The organism is Candidatus Leptovillus gracilis (genome assembly GCA_016716065.1).
Taxonomy (GTDB): Bacteria; Chloroflexota; Anaerolineae; order Promineifilales; family Promineifilaceae; genus Leptovillus; species Leptovillus gracilis.
The window spans coordinates 231,728-252,238 of record JADJXA010000002.1 but is presented as its reverse complement, the minus strand read 5'-3'; the positions used below and the strand labels follow the sequence as shown (position 1 = coordinate 252,238).

Genomic DNA, 20,511 nt, shown 5'->3' with positions numbered 1-20,511 from the left:
GATGCAAGGGTGATAAATGGTGCACAGCCTGTCGCAGAGTGTACTCACCTTCTATAAGATTTGCGTTATTCCTCTTCGTCGGCCGCAGCAGCATCACCAATCTCTAATGAATCCAGGTCTGGGGCTTCACCGCGCAGCACGGCTTTCATCCGTTCGTGGGCTTTGTTCATCAGGATTTCCGAGCTGATCATCTCAAAGGCGTAGCCGCTGTAGAAGTAATCGCGCATACTTTGCAGCAGTTCCGGGTTGTCGCCGAAGCTTTGCAGGCGCTCGTCAATTTGCGCGTCAATATCTTCCGCGTTGATGGTCAGTTTTTCGTCAAAGATGAATTGGCGCAAGACCAGCTGACGCTCCAGACGGGTAACGGCCGGTTCCTGGAACTGATCGCGGATTGTTGTTTCATCCATGCCTTGCAGGCGCAGATAATCTGCCCATTCCCAACCGGACCGGGTGATCTGGCTTTTGAGCGAATCTACCATGGTGTCAATTTCCAGCTCTACGGCCGTAGGCGGATAAACTATCGTGGCGTCTTCCATCAGATCGCTGATTACGATTTCAACCAGGTCATTCTTGGCGGTGGTCTGCGCCTGCTTCAGAAGAGTCTCGCGCACAGAATCACGCAGCTCTTCCAGGGTTTCATAGGACCCTTCTAATTTAGCCAGTTCGTCATCCAGCTCAGGCAAGGTGCGGCTTTTCACATCCAACAGCGAAATATCGAACGCCACCTCTCGTCCGGCCAGGTGCGCATCTTCATATTCGGCCGAAAAAGTAAAGCGGAATGACTTTTCATCGCCAGCGGACATCCCGACAATTTTTTCCACAAATGGCGTAGCCGGGAACAAGACGTTGGCGTCGAGCATCAGTTCCGTCTGCTCCTCATCAAACAGCGTTTCTTCGGGCAGGGAAACGGCCGTTTCCCCCTCTACCGTCTCTTCTTCCGCGGCAACCGCCAGCAGTTTGCCCACGCCAGACAACGTCACCAGATCGCCCAATGTCGCCGGCCGTTCCACAGGTTCCACAGTCTGGTGGCGTTCCTGAATGGCGTGCAGGGCTGCGGCAACCGCTTCCTCGGTGATTTCCGGCTCCACGACTTCGCGGCGCAGTTCCCGGTAATTGCCCAAAGTAACTGTCGGCGTTAATGGGACAGTAAATTTATAGACCAGTGGGTTCTGTTCCACATCGTCCAGGCTCGGCTGCCCATACACCTCTAGCTCGGCTTGCTGCAAAGCCTCTTCAAAGACCGTTTGCACCATATCTTCAATCGCTTCAGCGCGCAGCGCCTCTTCACCCACACGGCGCAAAATCACCTGATACGGCGCTTTGCCTTTACGAAAACCAGGGATATACGCATCCTTAGCCATCTTACGCGCCGCGGCGCGCATCGCTTTCTGCACGCGGTCTTCGGCAACTTCCACCGTTACGGCCATTTGTCGTTGGTCATTTTCTTCTGTATGAATTGTCAGGGTCACAGGTGTACCTCGCTTAAAAAATTTTCGTCAACAAAAAAAATGCGTTGCCGGAGCAACGCTGCATGTTTTAAATGGGGATGGAGGGACTTGAACCCACACGCCTTACGGCACATGATTCTAAGTCATGCGCGTCTGCCTATTCCGCCACATCCCCGGCGAACGGTGATTATACCACTGGCAACTGCTTTGCCAAACAACCTTTAGTCTGCGCCGGACCCAACCAACCCTTCAACAGTGAACGGGGAACGGCCGTTTCTCCTATTCCATGGAAGATTCCAGTGCGCGCCGCGTAGACGCCGCTTCCAAACGTTCGGCCAACCATATTTTAATGATAGATTGGCGCGTAACACCCAGCCGACTCGCCTCTTTATCCAGGGACTCAATCATCCAGGTGGGGAAATCCACATTCACCCTTTTTTGCTCGTGAAGTACGCGCCTTTTCTTGGACAAATCCAAGTCCGCCGTTACATCTTCACCCACGTCAAACTTTTCGTCGAAATCTTTAGCCTTCATACAAAGCCACCTCTTCCGGTCGAGATCGCCTGACTGAAATAAGGCGAATAACTGTCCCGCGATAGGTAATAACCGCCGACCAATGTTTATCATGAATTTTGCCAATCACCAGAAACCGCGGTTCATCTTGTGTTCTGGCCGGTATCTCCAGCAAATCGGCATCAGCCCATAATAGTTGAGCCTGATTAAAGTCAATGCCGTGCTTGGCAAGATTGGTTTCACTCTTGGAATTATCAAACTCAAAATCGAACATGGTATATTTATTATACCACTATAATTCAGGCACAAACTTCTTTCAAATTCTTAGAGAAAAACCAAACGGCCGTTTCCTATCCCTTCACCTGGATAAATTTCGTGAGCTGCGGGGGTAACGGCCGTTTCCCCGCTACACCGCGAAAAGAGGCACAGCGACACTTCTTGCGGCGGCAATCAACTTCTCATCTAACGTGGCAATAGGCACTCCCTGTCGCATGGCCAGTTCCAAATACGAGGCATCATAACCCGAAAGCTGATTCGCCCTTCCCAGGGCTAAAAGCTCGCCCATTCTTCCTTCCAGGCGCGACTGGTCAACGACGATGGGGAGTTGGGACAACAAAGCCAAAAAACGCGCGCTATCCGTCTGTTGCAGCCTTTGACAGCGCTCGGCGACCAGCAGCACATTGAGGACTTCCAGCGGCCAGATGGACGGCACAATCGCCGCCGCATCTGTCAGGCTGTTCAGGACGGCATCAGCATAATCGTTCGCCTCGTCCTGGAAACACCAGGTCATCACGATTGAGTTGTCCACGACAAACGATGGGTTCATGTTACCGCCGGCCTTCCTCGATCATGCCGCGGATGGTCAGGTCTTCCAGCCGATTTTGCGCGCGGAAATCGCGCAGCTCGGCGATGACTGCGGCCACGTTGATTTGTTTGTCAGGATCGTAAGGCTGCAAGACGGCCACAGGCACGCCGTGTTTGGTGATGGTGATGCGGTCACCGCGGGACACACGTTCCAGTAATTGGGGGAGATGGGTTTTGGCCTCATAAACGCCAATCGTTTCCATAATTCACCTCAACAGACCAGTATAAGACCAGTCTATTTCGTTTTGTTTCTTTGTCAACAGGTATCTTCCCAATATCTTGGGGTCAATCGGTGGCAAAGAGGTAGAAGCCGGGTTTACCCGGCGTTGTTTTATAGACCGGCGCTTTAGCGCGGGTCGTCGCCGGTGGTCGGCCGCGCCTGGAGCTAAAGCCCCAGGCTAAAAAACGACGCCCCGTAAACGGGGCTAAGGACGACCGTGGCGACAGCGACAAACCTCTCGTAGGCTCCCCCGATTTATTGAGATGTTACGTTAACAGCATGGTGTGGATCATCAGGGTTTTGCAGCAGTCGGTAATCCCAGTGATGCGGCCGCGAAATCCTTTTCGCGTTCTCGTGTGGTGGAGCAAACGCGATGATGAAATCGCGGCTACAAAACTGAAACGAACGGGGAACGGCCGTTCCCCGTTCCCACCCCACAACCGTCTTGCACATTGCCAACCCCCAACGGCCGTGCTACAGTTATCTCACCCATATTTACCAGCTTTAACAAAGGAGTCGGAGCCTGACATGAGCACATTACTCGTCAAAAACACGGCCGTCCTCGTCACCCTGGACGACCAGCGCCGCGAAATCCCCAACGGCGGCCTCTATGTCGTTGACAACGTTATCCAACAAGTCGGCCCCACCGCCGCCCTGCCCGCCACCGCCGACACCGTACTCGACCTGGCCGGACACGTCGTCCTGCCCGGCCTCGTCAACACCCACCACCACCTCTACCAGACCCTCACCCGCGTCCTGGCCCAAGACGCCGACCTCTTCACCTGGCTCAAAACCCTCTACCCCATCTGGGCCAACCTCACCGACGAAGCCATCTACGTCAGCACCCTCACCGGGCTGGCCGAACTGGCCCTATCCGGCTGCACCACCAGCAGCGACCACCTCTACATCTTCCCCAACGACTGCACCCTGGACAGCCAGATTCGCGCCGCCCAAGAAATCGGCGTGCGCTTCCACGCCGCCCGCGGCTCCATGTCCCTCGGCGAAAGCAAAGGCGGCCTGCCGCCCGACCGCGTCACCGAAGACGAAGCCTTCATCCTCAAAGACAGCCAGCGCCTCATCGAAACCTACCACGACGCCAGCCGCCACGCCATGATGCGCATCGTCCTGGCCCCCTGCTCCCCCTTCTCTGTCACCCCCGACCTGATGCGCGAATCGGCCCGGCTGGCTCGCGCTTACGGCGTGCGCCTGCACACCCATCTGGCCGAAACGCTCGAAGAGGAAGAATTTTGCCTGGCAACCTTCGGCCATCGCCCCGTGCCCTACGTCGAATCGCTCGGCTGGACCGGCGATGACGTCTGGCACGCCCACTGCGTCCACATGAGCGAGTCAGAAATCAGCCTGTTTGGGCGGACGGGAACCGGCGTAGCCCACTGCCCCTCCAGCAACATGCGCCTCGCCAGCGGCATCGCCCGTGTGCCGGCCATGCGCCGCGCCGGTGTGCCGGTGGGCCTGGGCGTGGATGGCTCCGCCTCCAACGACGGCAGCCACCTGTTCACCGAAGCGCGGCAGGCCATGCTGCTCCAGCGTGTCGCCCCAGACCGCTACCTCAGCGAAGCGCCGGGCGGGCGCGGCGGCTTCGGCGGCAAACCAGATGCCATGACGGCCCGCGAAGCGCTGGAGATTGCCACCCGCGGCGGCGCGGCCGTGCTGGGCCGCGACGACATCGGCTACCTGGCCCCCGGCATGAGCGCCGACTTCATCGCCGTGAACATGAATCAGGTGGCCTTCGCCGGCGCAGGCCACGACCCGGTCGCCGCAATGGTCCTGTGCCAGCCGCCCGGCGTGGATTGGTCGGTGATTAACGGCAAAGTGGTGGTGGCAAACGGCCGTCTCGCCACCATCAACCTGCCCGCTAACCTGGAAAAACACAACCGCATCGCTGCCGCCATGGTGCGCGGCGAGTAGTCGCTCCAGATTTGTCCAATCTTAAAGATTGGACCAATCTCACAGACACACAAATTATGCAAGTTGGCGCAAATGGCATCGTCATAAACGAATACGGCGAAGTACTGCTCATCCGCCGCGACGATACGCGCACCTTCGCCCCGCCCGGCGGCGGCGTCCACGCCGACGAACTGCCCACGGAAAACGTCATCCACGAGGTGGAAGAGGAGACCGGGCTGAAGGTGCTGCCGGTGCGACTGGTCGGCGTCTACCATTTTGACTGGCAAAAAGAAGGCAACCTGGATTTTATCTTCCGCTGCCTGCCACGAGGCGGCCAACTGACCACCTCGGCAGAATCGCCGCAGGTAGGCTTTTTCCCGACGAACCGGCTGCCCACGCCCATCGCCCCGGCGCACCGTGAACGGTTGGAACGCAGCTTTGCCCATGGCGGCGGCCCGCCTTATTGGGGCGTGCAGAAGTTGGACCCGGTGTCGCGGCTGGGCAAATTTTTGGTACGGCAAATTTTGTACCCATGGCGCGATTGGAACCGCAAACGGCGCGGCGAACCGACCCACGTCTACCCGCCCATCTGGAAGCTGGCCGCGTTTACCATCATCCGCAATGATGACGGGGCGGTGTTGTGGGTGAAGCGCACCGACCAGGATGTGTGGAACCTGCCGGGCGGTGGGGGCCACTTTAACGAAGCGCCCTGGGATACGGCCGTGCGCGAAACCCGCGAAGAAACCGGCCTGCTCGTCCACCTGACCGACCTGACAGGGGTTTATGTGAAGCCAGATACGCTGCAAATGATTTTGGCTTTTACGGCCGTACCCATCTCCGGCCAGCTTACCACCGGGCCGGAAGCGGCCGAATTTGCCTACTGTATGTCGGGTTCTGAACCGGCCAACAGCCTGCCGCTGCATGTGGAGCGCGTCGCCGACGCGCTTGGACCCTATGAGGGCGTCATTTTTCGGCGGCAGGGGTGAGGGATAGACATGAATGGATTGACGTTTGCTGAACAACGGCCGTCGCAAATCCCCATCGTCGTTTTAGACACCGAAACCACTGGCCTAAAACCTTACCTGGGCCACAGGGTGGTAGAAATCGCCGCCGTGCGCCTGGAAGAGTGGCAGCGAGTGGCCGAATTCAGCCGCCTCATTCAGCCGCAGCGGCCGATGGACCAGGACGCGGCGCGCGTCAACGGCATTACCGACAATGATCTGATCGGCCAGCCCATTTTTGCCGACATTGCCGCCGAGTTGGCCGCTTTTCTCGATGGCGCGCTGCTGGTGGCCCACAACGCCGCTTTTGACGCCGGATTTGTCGGCCAGGAGTTTGCCATTGCCGGATACGCCGGCCACCGTTTGCCAGGGGAGCCGGTGCTGCCGCAGCCCTGGTTGTGTACGCTGGAACTGGCGCGCCGCCACTTTTATTTTGGCAAAAACAACCTGGGGCACATTGCCCGCCAGTTGGGCGTGCGTGTGGGGCGCGCCCACCGGGCGCTGACAGACGTGTACACCACGGCCGAAATCCTAAAACGCATGGCCCGCGACCTGGAAAAGAAACGATTGGCAACGGTGGCCGATTTGCTGCACGCCCAGGGTGGCCCCATTTACACGCCGCCCGCGCCGGGAACGGCCGTGCCGCCGCTCATCGCCCAGGCTATCGCCCAGAAGCAACCGCTGCGCATCCGTTACCGCAGCCAGTCCGGCGAAGCGCTGCGGCGCATCAGCCCCAGGTTTGTCACCGAAGGCGAAGGAGCCGCCTACCTGATCGCCTACTGCCACGAGCGGCAGGCGCAGCGCACCTTCCGGCTGGACAAGATTTTTGATGTGGAATTGCTGGGGTAACGGCCGTTGGCAAGATAGAGACACGGGTGACACGGATTGACACGGATTTTTGTAATAGCGGGATTCTTCCTCGAAGACTCGTCAGAATGACATCGCTTCCAACCAAAGCGGGACCATTACAAAAAATCCGTCAAATCCGTGTACCTATTTCTTGCTTTTTAGAAGGCGCCTTTGCCGCGTAGGACGACCCAGGGCGTTTTAAACAGGATGTAGAAGTCCATCCACAGCGAGTAGTTTTGCACGTAGTAGATGTCGTCTTCAGAATGCAGGTGCATCGGTTTGTTGGCACGGCCGTTCACCTGCCACCAGCCGGTCATACCCTGGGGTACGGCAAAGCGTTTGTGCTGCCACGGTTCATACTCTGTCAGCATCCAGGGCATTTCCGGGCGCGGCCCCACCAGACTCATCTCGCCCTTCAACACGTTAACTAACTGCGGCAGTTCGTCCAGGCTGGATTGGCGCAAAAAGCGCCCCACCCGCGTCACTCGTGGATCATTGGGCTGCTTGTGGATCATCTGACCATTGCCATTGGTCTGGTTAACGGCCGTTTGCATGGCTTCGGCCCCGTCTACCATTGTGCGGAACTTGTACATGGCAAAGAGACGGCCGTTCTCCCCCACCCGTTCCTGCCGAAAAATAACAGGTCCCACCGAGTCCAGACGCACCAACAAAGCAATCAGCCCCATCACTGGCAGCAGCAGCAGCGTCATCACGCCGCCTATTGTCAGATCAAATAATCGCTTGATCAGCCGTTGGAAATCATTCAAAGCCGGGTCGCGCAAATTAATCATCGGGATGCCGCCAAAATCATCCACCGTCGCCCGGTACAACGTCAGGCTGAAATAATCCGGCACAACACGCAGCCGCACCGGGGCCTGGCTTAACTCCAACACGAGCTTATTCACCTGCCCATACGCGCGCCGCGGCAAAGCAATAACGACATCATCAATGCGATTCTGCTGCACCACCTGGCAGGCATCTTGAATCTCGCCCAAAATAGACAGATCATCCGCCTGTTTGCCAGTATCATCGTCCAAATAGCCAACCAGTCGCAGGCCGGTCAGCGTGTACGTTTCGATCATCTTGCCTACGCGCTGGCCCACTTCCCCGGCCCCCACAATCAGGACACGCTGTTCCACATCGCGCACGCGCCCCATCTTATACAACAAGCGGGTGGCAATACGCCAGCCTAACAAAGCCGCGGCATTGATGACCACAAAGGTAATAAACAACCAGCGCGAAACGTCCCGAAACGCCAGATAAAGCAGCCCGGCCACCACCAAAGCGGCGAAGGCGCTGGCTAAGGTTACATGCTGCAATTCGTCAACAACTTTGTAAGTGCGCTTCGAATCGTATACAGAAGCCCCCAAAAACACAATGACCCACAACACGGGAATAATAATATACAGGGCCAGCGGCAGTTCAACGTCGTTGAGGGCAACCAGCAAGGGTAGTTGCAGCAAAAAAGGGCGCAGCCAAACGGCGCACAGCAAAGCCAAAAATGTCAACAGGCCATCCAACACCATAGACAAGATGGCGAAGTTAATTCCAAAGCGCCGAAACATGCTTTTCCTTCTCCCGTTTTCCTCTGTGTTTTTAAGTGGTTTTTTAGCGACGAAGCCAGCACCTCAAAGAGGTGCTGACCCACAAAGTTTGACGAACTATGACTTAAGTACCAGGTCCATTTTAATCAAAAAAGTGACGCTTGCCCAATTATTCACAAGCGGCAAACGGCCGTCACCCAACCAACAACCCATCCAACGCCTGCGCCACTTCGTGCAGCGACGGATACAGGGCATGGACAAAGCTAAAATCGGCCGTCTGCGTCTCTTCATTGGGGACCGCCACCACCTTCATCCCGGCGGCGGCGGCAGCCCGGCAGCCCGGCGTTGAATCTTCCAGCGCCAGGCAGCGCGCCGGCTCCACGCCCAGGCGCTGCGCCGCCAACAGGTAAATGTCCGGCGCTGGTTTGCCTTGCGCCACCTCATCTCCAGCAGCGATGGCGGCGCAAACCGCCAGCAGCCCCAACTGCGCCAGAATTTCCTCCGCATGGCGGCGTGGGCTGGAGGTGGCGACGGCCCAGGGGATGCCGCGCCGGGCAACGGCCGTTTGCAGCTCCATCAGCCCTGGCATTGGCGGCACACCCTGCGCCCGGCGGATGGCAAACAGGTCGTTTTTGTGGGCGGCCAGGGATACGGCCGTATACGGCAAATCGTAATGGCGCAGCAGCAGGTCGGCGCTTTCCACTGTGCGTTGGCCGATCATCTGGCGGTATACATCGTCGTGTAATACGTGCCCATGCCGGGCAGCGATGGCCGCCCAAACCGCCCGCGCCAACGGCTCCGTATCCACCATCAGCCCATCCATGTCAAAAATAATCGCGCTGTAACCCATAAGCCATTCACTTCATCAATCCTTCGGCAAGCTCAGGACCAATCGTCAATCTTGCCTGGGCGTAGGCGGAAACGAAACTGCACCCGCCCCAGGCCAATCTGGTCGCCATCTTGCAGCCGTTGGGGCGCCAGACCAACACGGCCGTAATTATGGAACGTGCCAACGGCGCTGCCCTCGTCATACAACCAATACTCATCACCCTGCTGCAAGATACGCGCATGAAGCCGGGCGACGCTGGCATCAGGCAGAACCAGGTCGGCGGTGGTGTCTCGGCCGATGCTCACACTGCCGGTCAGGGGGATGGGGCCATCTACGCCGGCATCGCCCAGGAACGGTTCCAACACGGCCACCAGCGGCTTCGCGTCGGCCACAGGCGTCTCGTCGGCCGCGGCGTCGTCTGGGTCTGGCAGCGCGGCGGCATTGTTGGCCTTTTGGGCGCGGCGTTGGCGCTGCCACAGCCAGCCAGCCGCCGCCAACCCGACGACCAACAGCAGCCACAGCCCTGGCTGCGACGCCAGTTTAGCGCCAGGAATGGTCGAAATGACCGGCGGCGGAGTCGGCGTCGGCGCTGGGGTGGGGGTGGGCGTGGGGGGCAGCGGCCGTTCCTCGACCACCGTCAAAGTCACCGGTGGGCTGACCGCCGTCAGGCCAAATTCGTCACCCACCTGCACGACCACCTCATAGGCGCCAGCCGCCGCCGAACGGGCGTCCCAATCCAGCAGCAAACGGCCGTCGGCGTCCGGCGTCAGCGATTGTGGCGCGGGCTGTGGCCAGCCGTTCACCGTCCAGGTCAGCGCCAGCAGACGGCGCGGTTTACCATCGGGCCAGGTGATGACGAGCGGCAGCGGTTGGCGCTGCGGCTGCAGCTCGGCCAGCGGTGTGTCTGGCGCAGCGCCGGTGCGCCGAATCAACGGCTCAAACGGCGCAATCGCCACTTCCGGCGGCAATAAAACCAGGTCCAGGCTGGTCAGGGCGCGCACTTCGCCCAGGTTCAGCGAGATGGGATATTGGCCGCTCTGCCGCTGCAACGATTCGTACCGAAGCTGCAACTGGCGGCGCTGCTGCGCCCAAATGTCGTAGATGGGGTCGGCCGCCTCCGGCAGGGGGACGTGGACGGTGGTCGCCAGGGTTGGCCCCGACAGGCGGTTGGCGCGGAACAGTTCATCGGCGTCGGCGCGCGCGCCTAAAATGGCGACAAACAAGGGCAGCTGGATGGCCTGCGCCTGCTGCGTCAGGGCATCAAAAGCCAACTGCGCCTGGATTTGCCCGGCGTCGGTCAGCAGCAGGATGGCCTGGTAACGGCCGTCATCCACCTGCCCGGCCGCCTGTTCAATGGCCTGGCGCATCATGGCGTCCAGCGGCGTGGGATTGACCAGCACCGGCTCTACCGCCCGGACAGCCGCCGCAACGGCCGTAGGGTCGCTTTCGTTGGTGATGAGGAAACGGCCGTTTGCTCCCACTTCGTCCGGCAGCACAACCGTCACCCGATCCAGGCCGGTCGGGTCCATAAACTCTGTGGCAAAACGGCCGATGGTGTCCTGGATTTTTTGCCAGCGCGTCTGGCCGCTGTCGTCGTCCACCTCCAGCATCGTGGCGTTGGCGTCTACCACAAACAGCACGTCCACACCGACGGGCGCGCTGCCCAACTCATAGGCCACCGGAATGCCATTTTCACGCAGGCTCAGGCCGGTCAGGTCGGCGATTGGTCCGCCGGGTGGGGCGATGGTGAGGACGTTTAAGGTCACCAACGGGAATTGGCTGTCGTTGACGGCCGTCACGCGCAGCACGGCCGTTGGGGTGGGCTGGGCCGACGCACTAGTCGCCGTCCACAAACAAAACAACAACAACCAGCGCATCCTTTTCAGTTTGTTTGTCAATGGAATGATTGCTCTCTCATTTCCTGGTTAGACCCGACAAGTTATGGAAAGCCTGTCGGGACCTGAAAACATGTTTGATTATGTTTACTTTCCGACCCTGGTTTGATATTATATCAGGCAACGATCAAAGATGATGAATCCATAGTGGAGTCTGATACAGTTAGCTCCTCTGCGATGCGCGGCACAATTTGGGAAGCGGCGTGCATCGTCCAAACAAGCCCAAGAGGTAGCAATGATGCCCCAAACGAATCGGAAACGGCCGTTTTTACTCCTTCTTCTTATCCTGCTCCTTGCCGGGCTAAGCGGGGCCACGGCGCGAGCGCAGGGAACCACCCCCGCGCCACCCCGCCTGCGCATCACCGCCAGCGACACCACCAGCCCGCCCAGCATCGAGCTGCAAGCCTACGGTATCAACAGCGATGGCACGGCCGTACCGCTGTCGGCCAGTAATGTGCTTATTTCCCATGATGGGCAAGCCATGACGCCAGAAGTGGCCGGGACCAGGAGCGTCGGCACGCTGACCATCTTTTTGGTAGACATTCCCACCGGCGTCGCCGACCAGATTCCCGCCATTCAAGACGCCATCCTGCAATTTGCCAGCGCCCCCACCATGCAAGAAGGGACCGATTACCTGGCCGTCTATAAAGTGGGTGAAACCGAACCGAGCCAACTGCTGGCTCCCACCAACTTCCACAACAGCGTGCGCAACCTGTTCGCCACCCCCCTCGCCGCCGACACCGGCGCAACAGCGCTGATAGACAGCGCCATGTCGCTGCTGAACGAGACGGAGAGTCTAAAACCAGACCCGGCGATGGTGGCCTCACTGGTGATTGTGTCTGATGGCACAGACGCTGTCAGCAAGCAGTACGCCGACGTGGACGTGGCCCCCCACGCCGCCAGCCTGGGCATCCCCGTGCATACCATCTGGCTGACCAACACCGATCTACCGCCGGTGGGCCAGGACATCGGCCAAAATTACCTGAGCAGCGTCTCGGCCGGTTCGCGGGGCATGGCGGCGCGGTTGGAAAACGCGGGCGAACTGCCTCCCTTGTGGCAGCGCATCGCCAGCTTCCGCGACCAGACGCGGCTGCGCTACGTGGTGGCAAACCCTGGCGGCGCGGCGCAGGTGATCCTCAGTCTGGCCGACAACCCGGAAGCGCGCGCCGAGACAACAGTGGAAATTTCCAGCAGCGTGCCGAGCATTGTGATCAACTTGCCGCCGGAAAGCCGCGTATTGACCCTGCCCAGCCTGGATGATCCGGTGACGCTGCGATTTACAACGGCCGTTTCCTGGCTAGATGGCGTGTCGCGCAGCGTGCAGGCGGCCCAACTCATCGTCAACAGCGCCGTCGTCCAAGACATCCCCGTCGCCAATCTCTCCTCCTTTGAGGCCGAAATCAACAACCTGGTCTATGGCGATAACACCGTCCAGGTTGCCATCCTGGACGAGCAGGGCATCCCCGTTACCAGCCCGCCCATCGTGCTGACGGTGCAGCAAGGCAGCCGCTCCATCCCCGATGAATTGGCTGCCGGCAGCAGCCTGGGCAGCGTTCTCAGGACGCTGGTCATTCTAATTCTGGTGGTCGCCCTCGTCGGCGGGCTGATTTTCCTGGCGCGCCGCCAGGGGTGGTTGAACCGGTTGGCGCGGCCATCCCGCGCAGCCGGCCCGCGTGACCGCCGTGAAAGACCAGCCACCGCTGCTTACGATCAGCCCCTAAGCGATTCGGCCGAACCGGTTGTCACCTCCACCGAACCTATCGCCTATCTGGAAATTCTGGGTTCAGTGACGCGCATGCCCGATTATCTGTCCCTCAATACAAACGTGATCAAACTCGGCCGTTCACCCGCCCAGTCAGACGTGGCCTTTGAAAACGACATCACCGTCTCCCGGCTGCACGCCACGCTGCACCTGGAAGGGGCGCACTTCCGCATCTTTGACGAACGTTCCACCAGCGGCACCTGGGTGAACGAGCAGCAAGTGCCGGAATACGGCATTCAACTCATGGATGGCGACGAAATTCATCTGGGGGCCGTCCACCTGCGTTACCGCGAGGCATAAATGGAACTGATTTCTGGCATACCCAATCGTTTTTTGATTATTGGTGGGCTGCTGTTATTGATCTGGGGGCTGCGGCTGGTAGATGGGTTGGCGATGGGGAACAGGCTGAACGGCCGTTTCGCCATCCAACCCCGCACCTCTTTCCGTTTAGCCCCATTTATCGTCGCCCCATTCCTACACAAAGATTTCCGCCACCTCATCAGCAACACCATCCCGCTGGCGGTGCTGGCCTATCTGGTCATGCTGCCCAACGCCACCGCCTTTTGGATCGTCACGCCCATCGTCATGCTCGCCAGCGGCCTGGGTATCTGGTTGTTCGGCAAAGCCGGCACCGGCCACGTAGGCGCCAGCAGCCTGATTCTGGGCTACTTCGGCTACGTCCTGGCCCGCGGGATTCTGTTGGCCGATTTTGTCTCTATCCTCATCGCCGTGGGTGTGTTGGTCTTAGGCGTCCTGTTTTACGGCGCGTTTGGCATGATCAAACAAATCGTCCCCGGCAAACAAGGCATTTCCACCACCGGCCATCTGTTTGGCTTTCTTGGCGGTGTGCTGGCCGCCTGGTTGGTCAGCTTGCTGGTAAGCTAGATGTTTGCGCTTGCGCCAGTTCAAGAAGCCGCCATTCACGCCGAAGGGACCAGCTTTTTGCTGGGCGCGGCCGGGACCGGCAAAACCACCGCCTTGCAGCAGCGCCTGCTGCGTTTGCTGGCGGATGGCGAACCGGCCTATACGCTCCTGGTGCTGGTTGCCGAACCCAACCACGCACAAGGCTACCTGGACGCGGTGCATCAATCGGGCCTGGGACCCTACGCCGACCTGAAAATTACCGCCTACACGGAGATGGCCCAGGAGATGGTCTTGTTGTTTTGGCCGCTGGTGGCCCGGCCGGCCGGATTTGCCCGCCCCTACCAACCACCCACTTTTCTCAGCTACGACCTGGCGCAGTTGTTGATGTGGCGCATCATCAACGCTATGCTGCGCGAGGGGGCGTTTGCCGATTTGCGGCTGCGGCCGCAGCAGATTGTGAGCCAGTTGTTGGACACGCTCAATCGCGCTGCCTTAAATGGCCTATCGCTGACAGCGGCCATTGAGCGGCAGATCAATACCTGGATTGGTGAGCCGGAACGGGTGCGCCATTTGCAAGAAGCGGCTACGGCCGTTACCCACTTCCGCCAACATTGCCTGGACCACAGTTTGCTAGATCTGTCGTTGGCGGTGGAAGTTTTCGATACCCAGCTGGTGCAGCACCCGGAATTTCACCGCTACTTCCGCGAACGTTTCCGCCATCTCATTGTGGACAACGTGGAGGAGCAGACGCCGGCCGGGCAAAATTTCGTCGCCAGCCTGATGCCAGAAACGCAGACAACGGCCGTCGCCTACGACGCCGGCGGGGGGTACAAACGCTTCATGGCCGCCGACCCGCTGGGAGCCAACCGCTTCCGCAGCGCCTGTAAGCTGGCCTTCGACTTTACGCATAACTATGTAGCCACGCCACCTCTGACGGCGCTGGCAAATGTGGTGGAGAACTTTCTCATGCACACGGCCGTGCCAGAAATAGGCGCGGAACAGGGAGTGCTGAAGGTGATAAACGGCCGTTACCGCCGTGAAATGATCGCCCAACTCGCCCCCAGCCTGGCCGACCTGGTCGCCCACGGCACACCTACCAACCAGATCGCCATCATCGTCCCCTACCTGGATGGCGCACTCCGCTACATGCTCACCCAGGCCCTCACCCAAGCCGGCCTGTCTTACTACCTGCTGCGCCGCCGCTCCAGCCCCCGCGAAGAGCCACGCATTCGCGCCTGGCTCACCTGGCTGGCCCTGGCCCACCCCGATTGGGGCATCGCCCCCTCCGTCTATGAAATTGCCGAAGCCCTCACCCTAAGCATCCACGGCCTGGACCCGGCCCGCGCCAGTCTGCTGGCCGAGCGGCTTTACCAGCCCCAAACCATCCACCTGCTGCCCGGCGCCGAACTGCCCCGCCCCATCACCGAACGCATCGGCGCGGACAAAGTGGCATTGGTGGAAGAACTGCGGCTGTGGCTGGCGGCGCAAGACCCGGCGCTGCCCATAGACGCCTTCCTTTACAATCTGTTCAACGACCTGCTGGCCCAACCCCGTTTTCAGCCAGAGCCAGACCTTTCGGGCGCGGCCGTGTGCGATTGGCTGGTGCAGTCCGCCACCCGCCTGCGCCAATCCGCCCCAGCCATCGGCTTCAACACCGCCGCCGCCATCGGCGCCGTGTTCATTGACGGCATCCACCAGGGTCTTGTCACTGCCAACCCACCCGACCTGGGCGACCCACCCGACCCTGACGGCATTATGATTTCCACCATTTATGGCTATTTACTGGCTGGCAAACCGGTAGAAGTTCAGGTATGGCTGGAAACGGCCGCTACCGGCTGGTGGGACATCCCCAAACAACCCCTCAGCAACGCCTTCGTCCTGGCCCAAAGCCGCGCCGCCGACGCCCCCTGGACCACCGACGAGGAATTTGCCATCCGCAACCAACTGCTCAGCCGCATCATTCGTGGGCTGACCAACCGCTGCACCGGCGGCGTCATCCTGGCAAACAGCGACCTGGACCGGCGCGGCCTGCGGCAAGATGGCCCTCTCTGGCGCGCCTTGCAGCCCACGCTGCGCCACCCCAAATAAAACGTAACGGCACAGTTAATTTCAGCCGATAGGTGCTTTACAAATTTAGCAAAAAAGCGCGTCATTCAGCGTAAATTTGTAAAGAAGATGTTTCGCTCGATGAACCATGCCCCAAAACACCATTTTCGTGCAGGCGCTGTGGCAAAAAGTTACTTCACATAATCGCTGAGTTTGACACGGCCGTATGCCCCGCGCTGATATTTGCTTTTATCCGCGCCCCAGGGGATGGTGCAGTCCAACCCCATCTTGGCCGTCAGGCTTTTTTGCCCCGGTTCATGCCGCCCGGACGGGTCCAGCGAACTGCCCGGCTGGTCGGCCAGGACGATCAGGTCGCGGTCGGACTGGAAGCGGGTGGCGACAGCCCATTCTACCTGCATCGGGTCGTAAATGTCCACGTCGCTGTCTACTACCCAAACGTGTTTCAGCGAGCCGTGGCCGCGGAAGGCAGCTTCGATGGCGCGACGGCCGTCGTCCGGCCCCTGTTTTTCGATCTGCACCACCGCATGCAGCCAGGACGCGCCGCCGGGGGTGATCGCCGCGCCGGTGCAGCGCGTGACCTTGTTCACCTCGTTGAAAATAGTCGGTTCGCGTGGCATCCCCATCAACAATTTGTGTTCCAGACCGCCCGGCAGCAAGGCGTGGAAGATTGGGTTGCGCCGGTGGGTCATCAGATCAATCTCTATCACCGGCTGCTGGCGGGTGATGTCCATCGTCTCCGTCAGGTCCATAAACGGCCCTTCGCTGACACGCCGCCGGGTGATGCGCCCTTCCAGCACAATTTCGGCGTCGGCCGGCACTTCCAGGTCACTGGTCAGGCACTTTACCAGCGGCGTGGGAGCCAGCGCGTGGGCCACCGACAGCTCGTCTACTCCCGGCGGTGGCGACATAGAGGCCGCCAGGTGCGTCGCCAGGGAAACGCCAATGCAGATAGCGACCGGCAAATCGCCTTCGGTCTTGCTCATGGCGGTGTGCGTGCCGCGCCGCTCCACAATGCGCGCCGCAAAATGGTCCTCATCGAGCCGCAGCAGCCGATGGTAACACATGTTGCGCCCCAACTCCGGGTCTTTGGTGATGACGACGGCGCTGGCGATGTAGTACCCGGCGTCTTGCGGCAGGTGCAGCAAAATCGGCAGGTCGTTGAGGTTGACGGCTTCCACGACAATTTCCTGGCAGGGAGCCGATTCGACCAGGGGCGGCAAAATGGGGTTTTCCAGGGCGTGGGCCAGGTGGTGCATCAGTTGGCCGATAGGCACGCCCAGGCTCATGGCAAAGTATTGGCGGTCGGAGCAGGGTCCGGCGCAGACGCGCCAGCCGGGATGCCCTTCGATGTGGTTGAACAAAGACGGCCGTCCCTCCAAAGCGTGGGCCACATTCGCCAGTTCAAAGGTAATGCTGACCGGTTTATCTATGGTTACCAGGTCGCCGCTCTGCCGGGCCTGGTCTAAAAATTCGCGGAAGCTCATAGTTCACTCTTTCCTTCGCCAAATTGGTGATTCTATTTTAAACTGTTACGGCCGTTTGCGCATTCGCCGCGACGGGCGTAGTGTGACAAGGTGACATCTGGCAAGGTGACAAGAATGTCAGATTATGACCCTTGCGAGTAACATCTCAATATTTTGGGGAAACGGGGCCTGAGTTTGTCGAAGGCCGTTGGTTTCGACAGGCTCAACCAACTCCGCCACGAGTTATTGAGAAGATACATAAATATGGAGGTTGGTATGCAGCGTCAGCGGATGGTGTGGATGTGGGCAGGTTTGTTGGCCGTGGTTTCATTGGCCTGTAATGCGTTTGCCGGGCCGTCGCAGCTGCCGCTGCTGCCGCCGCCGGGGCAAACGGCCGTCAATACGGCCGTTCCCTCCACGCCATCGGGCAATCTGGCGCCTACAGTCACGCTGCCCGGCCAAAGCGTAACGGGTACGGCCGTTGCCCCCACCCCTAACGACGGTCAGCCGGCCGTGCGCATGGTGGTAGACCTGAACATTCGCAGCGGTCCTGGCGTGCAGTATGCGCGGGTCGGCTTTTTCCTGGCCGGCGACCGGGCCAGCGTCACCGGGCGGCACGCGGCCAGCGGCTGGTGGCGCGTGCAGTGCCCACCGTTGGCCGATGGGCCAGATTGTTGGGTCTCTGGCGGCTCGGCTTACACGACGGCCGTCAACACCGCCGCCGTGCCCGACATCGCCGCCCCGCCGCCGCCCAATCCACCACCCACCGCCACCCCACGCCCTGCCCCGTAAAGATTCACCCCCCGCCGGTTGAGCCTGTCGAAACCGCGCCCCCTTCGACAGGCTCAGGGGGCGGGAGTGCATGATTACTACCGGAAAATAGTTGCGAAACAGCCCGAAAATAGTAGTATTAAGCATCGGCCGTTGGAAACGGTTCCGACAAGTTTTCTACACCATCTTTCCCACTGTTAAACATTTCAACCTCCCCGGAGTTTGGTAGCGGAAATCCCCGGAGGTTATTACTGATGAACAAGGATGAACACATGAAACGAATAGGCGTATTCACCAGCGGCGGCGACGCGCAAGGGATGAATGCCGCTGTACGCGCTGTCGTGCGCACGGCGTTGGATCGAGGCGGGGAGGCGTTTGCCATTTATGAAGGTTATCAGGGCATGGTAGACGGCGGCCACAACATTCGCTCTATGAGCTGGAATGAAGTGGGTGGCATTTTGCAGCAGGGCGGCACGGTCATTGGCTCTGCTCGCTGCGCTGAATTTCGCGAGCGGACCGGCCGTTTGCGCGCCGTTGCCAACCTGCTGGCGAATGGCATAGACAAACTGGTGTGCATCGGCGGCGATGGCAGCCTGACCGGCGCTTATACGCTGTACCAGGAATGGCCCAGTCTGGTGGATGAACTGCTGCAAACCGGCGTCATTACCAAAGAAGCGGCCGAACGACACAAATATCTGGCGGTAGCCGGTATTATTGGCTCGATTGACAACGATATGTATGGCTCCGACATGACCACCGGCGCGGACACGGCGCTGCACCGCATTGTCGAAGCGGTAGACGCTATCACCAGCACGGCCGCCAGCCACCAACGCAGCTTTGTCATAGAAGTGATGGGGCGGCGCTGTGGTTATCTGGCTTTGATGAGCGCTCTGGCGACCGGCGCGGACTGGGTGCTGATTCCCGAAGCGCCACCTAATCTGGACGATTGGGAAGCGAAAATGTGTGAGGTACTGGCCAAGGGGCGGGAGAACGGCCGTCGCGACAGCATTGTCATCGTCGCCGAAGGGGCGCAAGATCGGTATGGCAAACCAATCAGCAGCGAGTACATTAAGCAAGTCCTGGAGGATCGTTTACACGAAGATGCGCGCATCACCGTGTTGGGCCATGTGCAGCGCGGCGGTGTGCCCAGCGCCTTCGACCGTAACCTGGCGACGCAGTTGGGCGTGCGCGCCGTCGAAGAGATTCTGGCCGATGAACCAGGCGTGGAACCCTTTGTCATGGGCATTCAGGGCAACAAAATTACGCGCACGCCGCTGGCGCAGTGCCTGGAAATGACTCAGGCCGTGACCGAGGCGGTGCAGGCCGGGCAGTATGAAAAGGCGATGGATTTGCGCGGCCGCAGCTTCAAAAAATCGTTCCGCACACTGCGCACGCTGGTGCGGGCGCTGCCCCATCCGCCTACACCCGGCCAGCGCCGTTTACGGCTGGCGGTATTGAATGCCGGAGGGCCGGCGCCGGGGATGAATACGGCCGTGCGCGCCGCCGTGCGCCTGGGTACGGACAAGGGCCACATCATGTTGGGCATCAATCGCGGTTTTCGTGGCCTCATTCGCGGCGAAATCAAGGAATTGAACTGGATGGACGTGTCTGGCCTGGCGCCGCGTGGCGGCTCCGAACTCGGCACAAATCGCACGGCCCCGGAGGGAGGTGAATGGTACGCCATCGCCCGTAACCTGGAAGAACATCAGGTGGAAGGCATCTTGATGATCGGCGGCTGGACAGGCTACAAAGCGATCCACGAAATGCACCGCTTGCGTGAAAATTATCCCGCCTTCCAGATTCCCATGATTTGCCTGCCGGCCACCATCAACAACAATTTGCTGGGGTCTGAATTGAGCGTCGGCGCGGATACGGCCCTGAACAGCATTGTGGACGCCGTGGACAAGATCAAGCAATCGGCCGTTGCTTCCCGGCGCACGTTTGTGGTGGAAGTGATGGGGCATTATTGCGGCTATCTGGCCCTGATGAGCGCCCTGGCGACCGGCGCGGAACGTTTTTACATCCATGAAGAGGGCGTCACCTTAAAGGATTTGGTGGAAGATGTGGCGCAGTTAATGGAAGGTTTTCAGCGTGGCAAACGAGTCGGTTTGATGATTCGCAATGAACACGCCAACGACATTTATTCCACCGACTTTATGCGCGCCTTGTTTGAAGAAGAAGGCGGCGACTTGTTCGACGTGCGTCAGGCGATTTTGGGCCATATGCAGCAGGGGGGCAACCCAACGCCCTACGACCGTATCTTAGCCACCCGTCTGGCTTCGGACTGTGTGGATTACCTGGAGGACCATATTTTAGACGGCCGTGTCGAAAGCGCTTATATTGGCCTGGTCGGTGGTCAATTTGTCCTGACTGACGTGGAAGATTTACCCCGGCTGATGGACAATGAACATGTACGGCCCAAGAAACAGTGGTGGATGGATCTGCGCCCGATTGCCAAAACTCTGGCCCGGCCGGCGCCACGCGGCCTAGTAGCGGAACCGCGGGATGAATGACGG

The 20,511-nt window shown here is 59.7% G+C and carries 17 protein-coding genes and 1 tRNA gene; 8 read left to right on the top strand and 10 right to left on the bottom strand.

Annotated elements, in window-relative coordinates; genetic code table 11:
- Nucleotides 1-65: 65 nt before the first annotated feature.
- The 6 genes from tig to IPM39_05370 all read right to left on the bottom strand — a co-directional run bounded on the left by tig (nucleotide 66) and on the right by IPM39_05370 (nucleotide 3,028).
- On the bottom strand, nucleotides 66-1,469 hold the full coding sequence (gene tig / locus IPM39_05395) for a trigger factor (protein MBK8985506.1): 1,404 nt from the start codon (nucleotides 1,467-1,469) through the stop codon (nucleotides 66-68).
- Nucleotides 1,470-1,541: 72 nt separating this feature from the next.
- Nucleotides 1,542-1,623, bottom strand: a tRNA-Leu gene (locus IPM39_05390).
- Nucleotides 1,624-1,727: 104 nt separating this feature from the next.
- Nucleotides 1,728-1,982 carry a CopG family transcriptional regulator gene (locus IPM39_05385; GenBank protein MBK8985505.1) on the bottom strand — a complete coding sequence of 85 codons (255 nt, stop codon included), beginning with the start codon at nucleotides 1,980-1,982 and terminating at the stop codon, nucleotides 1,728-1,730.
- Nucleotides 1,972-2,235, bottom strand: a complete 264-nt coding sequence (locus IPM39_05380) for a BrnT family toxin (GenBank protein MBK8985504.1) — start codon at nucleotides 2,233-2,235, stop codon at nucleotides 1,972-1,974. The genes IPM39_05385 and IPM39_05380 overlap by 11 nt, the downstream gene beginning before the upstream one ends.
- A 132-nt stretch (nucleotides 2,236-2,367) precedes the next feature.
- A complete protein-coding gene (locus tag IPM39_05375) occupies nucleotides 2,368-2,787 on the bottom strand; it encodes a type II toxin-antitoxin system VapC family toxin (protein MBK8985503.1) in 420 nt (139 codons plus the stop codon).
- A gap of 1 nt (nucleotide 2,788) precedes the next feature.
- Nucleotides 2,789-3,028, bottom strand: a complete 240-nt coding sequence (locus tag IPM39_05370) for a type II toxin-antitoxin system prevent-host-death family antitoxin (protein MBK8985502.1) — start codon at nucleotides 3,026-3,028, stop codon at nucleotides 2,789-2,791.
- Nucleotides 3,029-3,573: 545 nt separating this feature from the next.
- Between IPM39_05370 and IPM39_05365 the strand changes: the two genes are divergently transcribed.
- The 3 genes from IPM39_05365 to IPM39_05355 are packed head-to-tail and all read left to right on the top strand — an operon-like array spanning nucleotide 3,574 to nucleotide 6,800.
- A complete protein-coding gene (locus tag IPM39_05365; protein ID MBK8985501.1) occupies nucleotides 3,574-4,971 on the top strand; it encodes an 8-oxoguanine deaminase in 1,398 nt (465 codons plus the stop codon).
- Nucleotides 4,972-5,027: 56 nt separating this feature from the next.
- Nucleotides 5,028-5,936: an NUDIX domain-containing protein gene (locus tag IPM39_05360; GenBank protein MBK8985500.1), complete on the top strand. Its 909-nt coding sequence runs from the start codon at nucleotides 5,028-5,030 to the stop codon at nucleotides 5,934-5,936.
- 9 nt (nucleotides 5,937-5,945) lie between these two features.
- Complete coding sequence (locus tag IPM39_05355; protein ID MBK8985499.1) at nucleotides 5,946-6,800, top strand: WYL domain-containing protein; 855 nt, start codon at nucleotides 5,946-5,948, stop codon at nucleotides 6,798-6,800.
- Nucleotides 6,801-6,958: 158 nt separating this feature from the next.
- On the opposite strand, the gene IPM39_05350 is transcribed toward IPM39_05355, so the two are convergent.
- From IPM39_05350 to IPM39_05340, 3 genes are all read right to left on the bottom strand, one after another.
- Entirely contained in the window at nucleotides 6,959-8,365 is a 1,407-nt protein-coding gene (locus IPM39_05350) for a sugar transferase (protein ID MBK8985498.1), read from the bottom strand.
- Nucleotides 8,366-8,537: 172 nt separating this feature from the next.
- Nucleotides 8,538-9,194, bottom strand: a complete 657-nt coding sequence (locus IPM39_05345; GenBank protein ID MBK8985497.1) for an HAD-IA family hydrolase — start codon at nucleotides 9,192-9,194, stop codon at nucleotides 8,538-8,540.
- Between the two features lie 32 nt (nucleotides 9,195-9,226).
- Nucleotides 9,227-11,071, bottom strand: coding sequence for an FHA domain-containing protein (locus IPM39_05340; protein MBK8985496.1), 1,845 nt, complete (start codon nucleotides 11,069-11,071; stop codon nucleotides 9,227-9,229).
- Nucleotides 11,072-11,303: 232 nt separating this feature from the next.
- On the opposite strand from IPM39_05340, the gene IPM39_05335 reads away from it, so the two are divergent.
- Genes IPM39_05335 through IPM39_05325 form a run of 3 tightly spaced genes read left to right on the top strand, consistent with a single transcriptional unit; the run spans nucleotide 11,304 to nucleotide 15,782 of the window.
- Nucleotides 11,304-13,130: an FHA domain-containing protein gene (locus tag IPM39_05335; GenBank protein ID MBK8985495.1), complete on the top strand. Its 1,827-nt coding sequence runs from the start codon at nucleotides 11,304-11,306 to the stop codon at nucleotides 13,128-13,130.
- Nucleotides 13,131-13,715 carry a rhomboid family intramembrane serine protease gene (locus IPM39_05330; GenBank protein MBK8985494.1) on the top strand — a complete coding sequence of 195 codons (585 nt, stop codon included), beginning with the start codon at nucleotides 13,131-13,133 and terminating at the stop codon, nucleotides 13,713-13,715.
- Nucleotides 13,716-15,782 carry a UvrD-helicase domain-containing protein gene (locus IPM39_05325; protein MBK8985493.1) on the top strand — a complete coding sequence of 689 codons (2,067 nt, stop codon included), beginning with the start codon at nucleotides 13,716-13,718 and terminating at the stop codon, nucleotides 15,780-15,782. It abuts the gene before it with no gap.
- Between the two features lie 149 nt (nucleotides 15,783-15,931).
- Here IPM39_05325 and IPM39_05320 read toward each other — a convergent pair whose 3' ends face one another.
- Nucleotides 15,932-17,245: a UbiD family decarboxylase gene (locus IPM39_05320; protein ID MBK8985492.1), complete on the bottom strand. Its 1,314-nt coding sequence runs from the start codon at nucleotides 17,243-17,245 to the stop codon at nucleotides 15,932-15,934.
- Nucleotides 17,246-17,500: 255 nt separating this feature from the next.
- Here IPM39_05320 and IPM39_05315 point away from each other — a divergent pair, with 255 nt between their 5' ends.
- Both IPM39_05315 and IPM39_05310 read left to right on the top strand, forming a co-directional pair.
- A complete protein-coding gene (locus IPM39_05315; protein ID MBK8985491.1) occupies nucleotides 17,501-18,016 on the top strand; it encodes an SH3 domain-containing protein in 516 nt (171 codons plus the stop codon).
- Nucleotides 18,017-18,267: 251 nt separating this feature from the next.
- Nucleotides 18,268-20,508, top strand: a complete 2,241-nt coding sequence (locus IPM39_05310) for a 6-phosphofructokinase (protein MBK8985490.1) — start codon at nucleotides 18,268-18,270, stop codon at nucleotides 20,506-20,508.
- Nucleotides 20,509-20,511 lie beyond the last annotated feature (3 nt).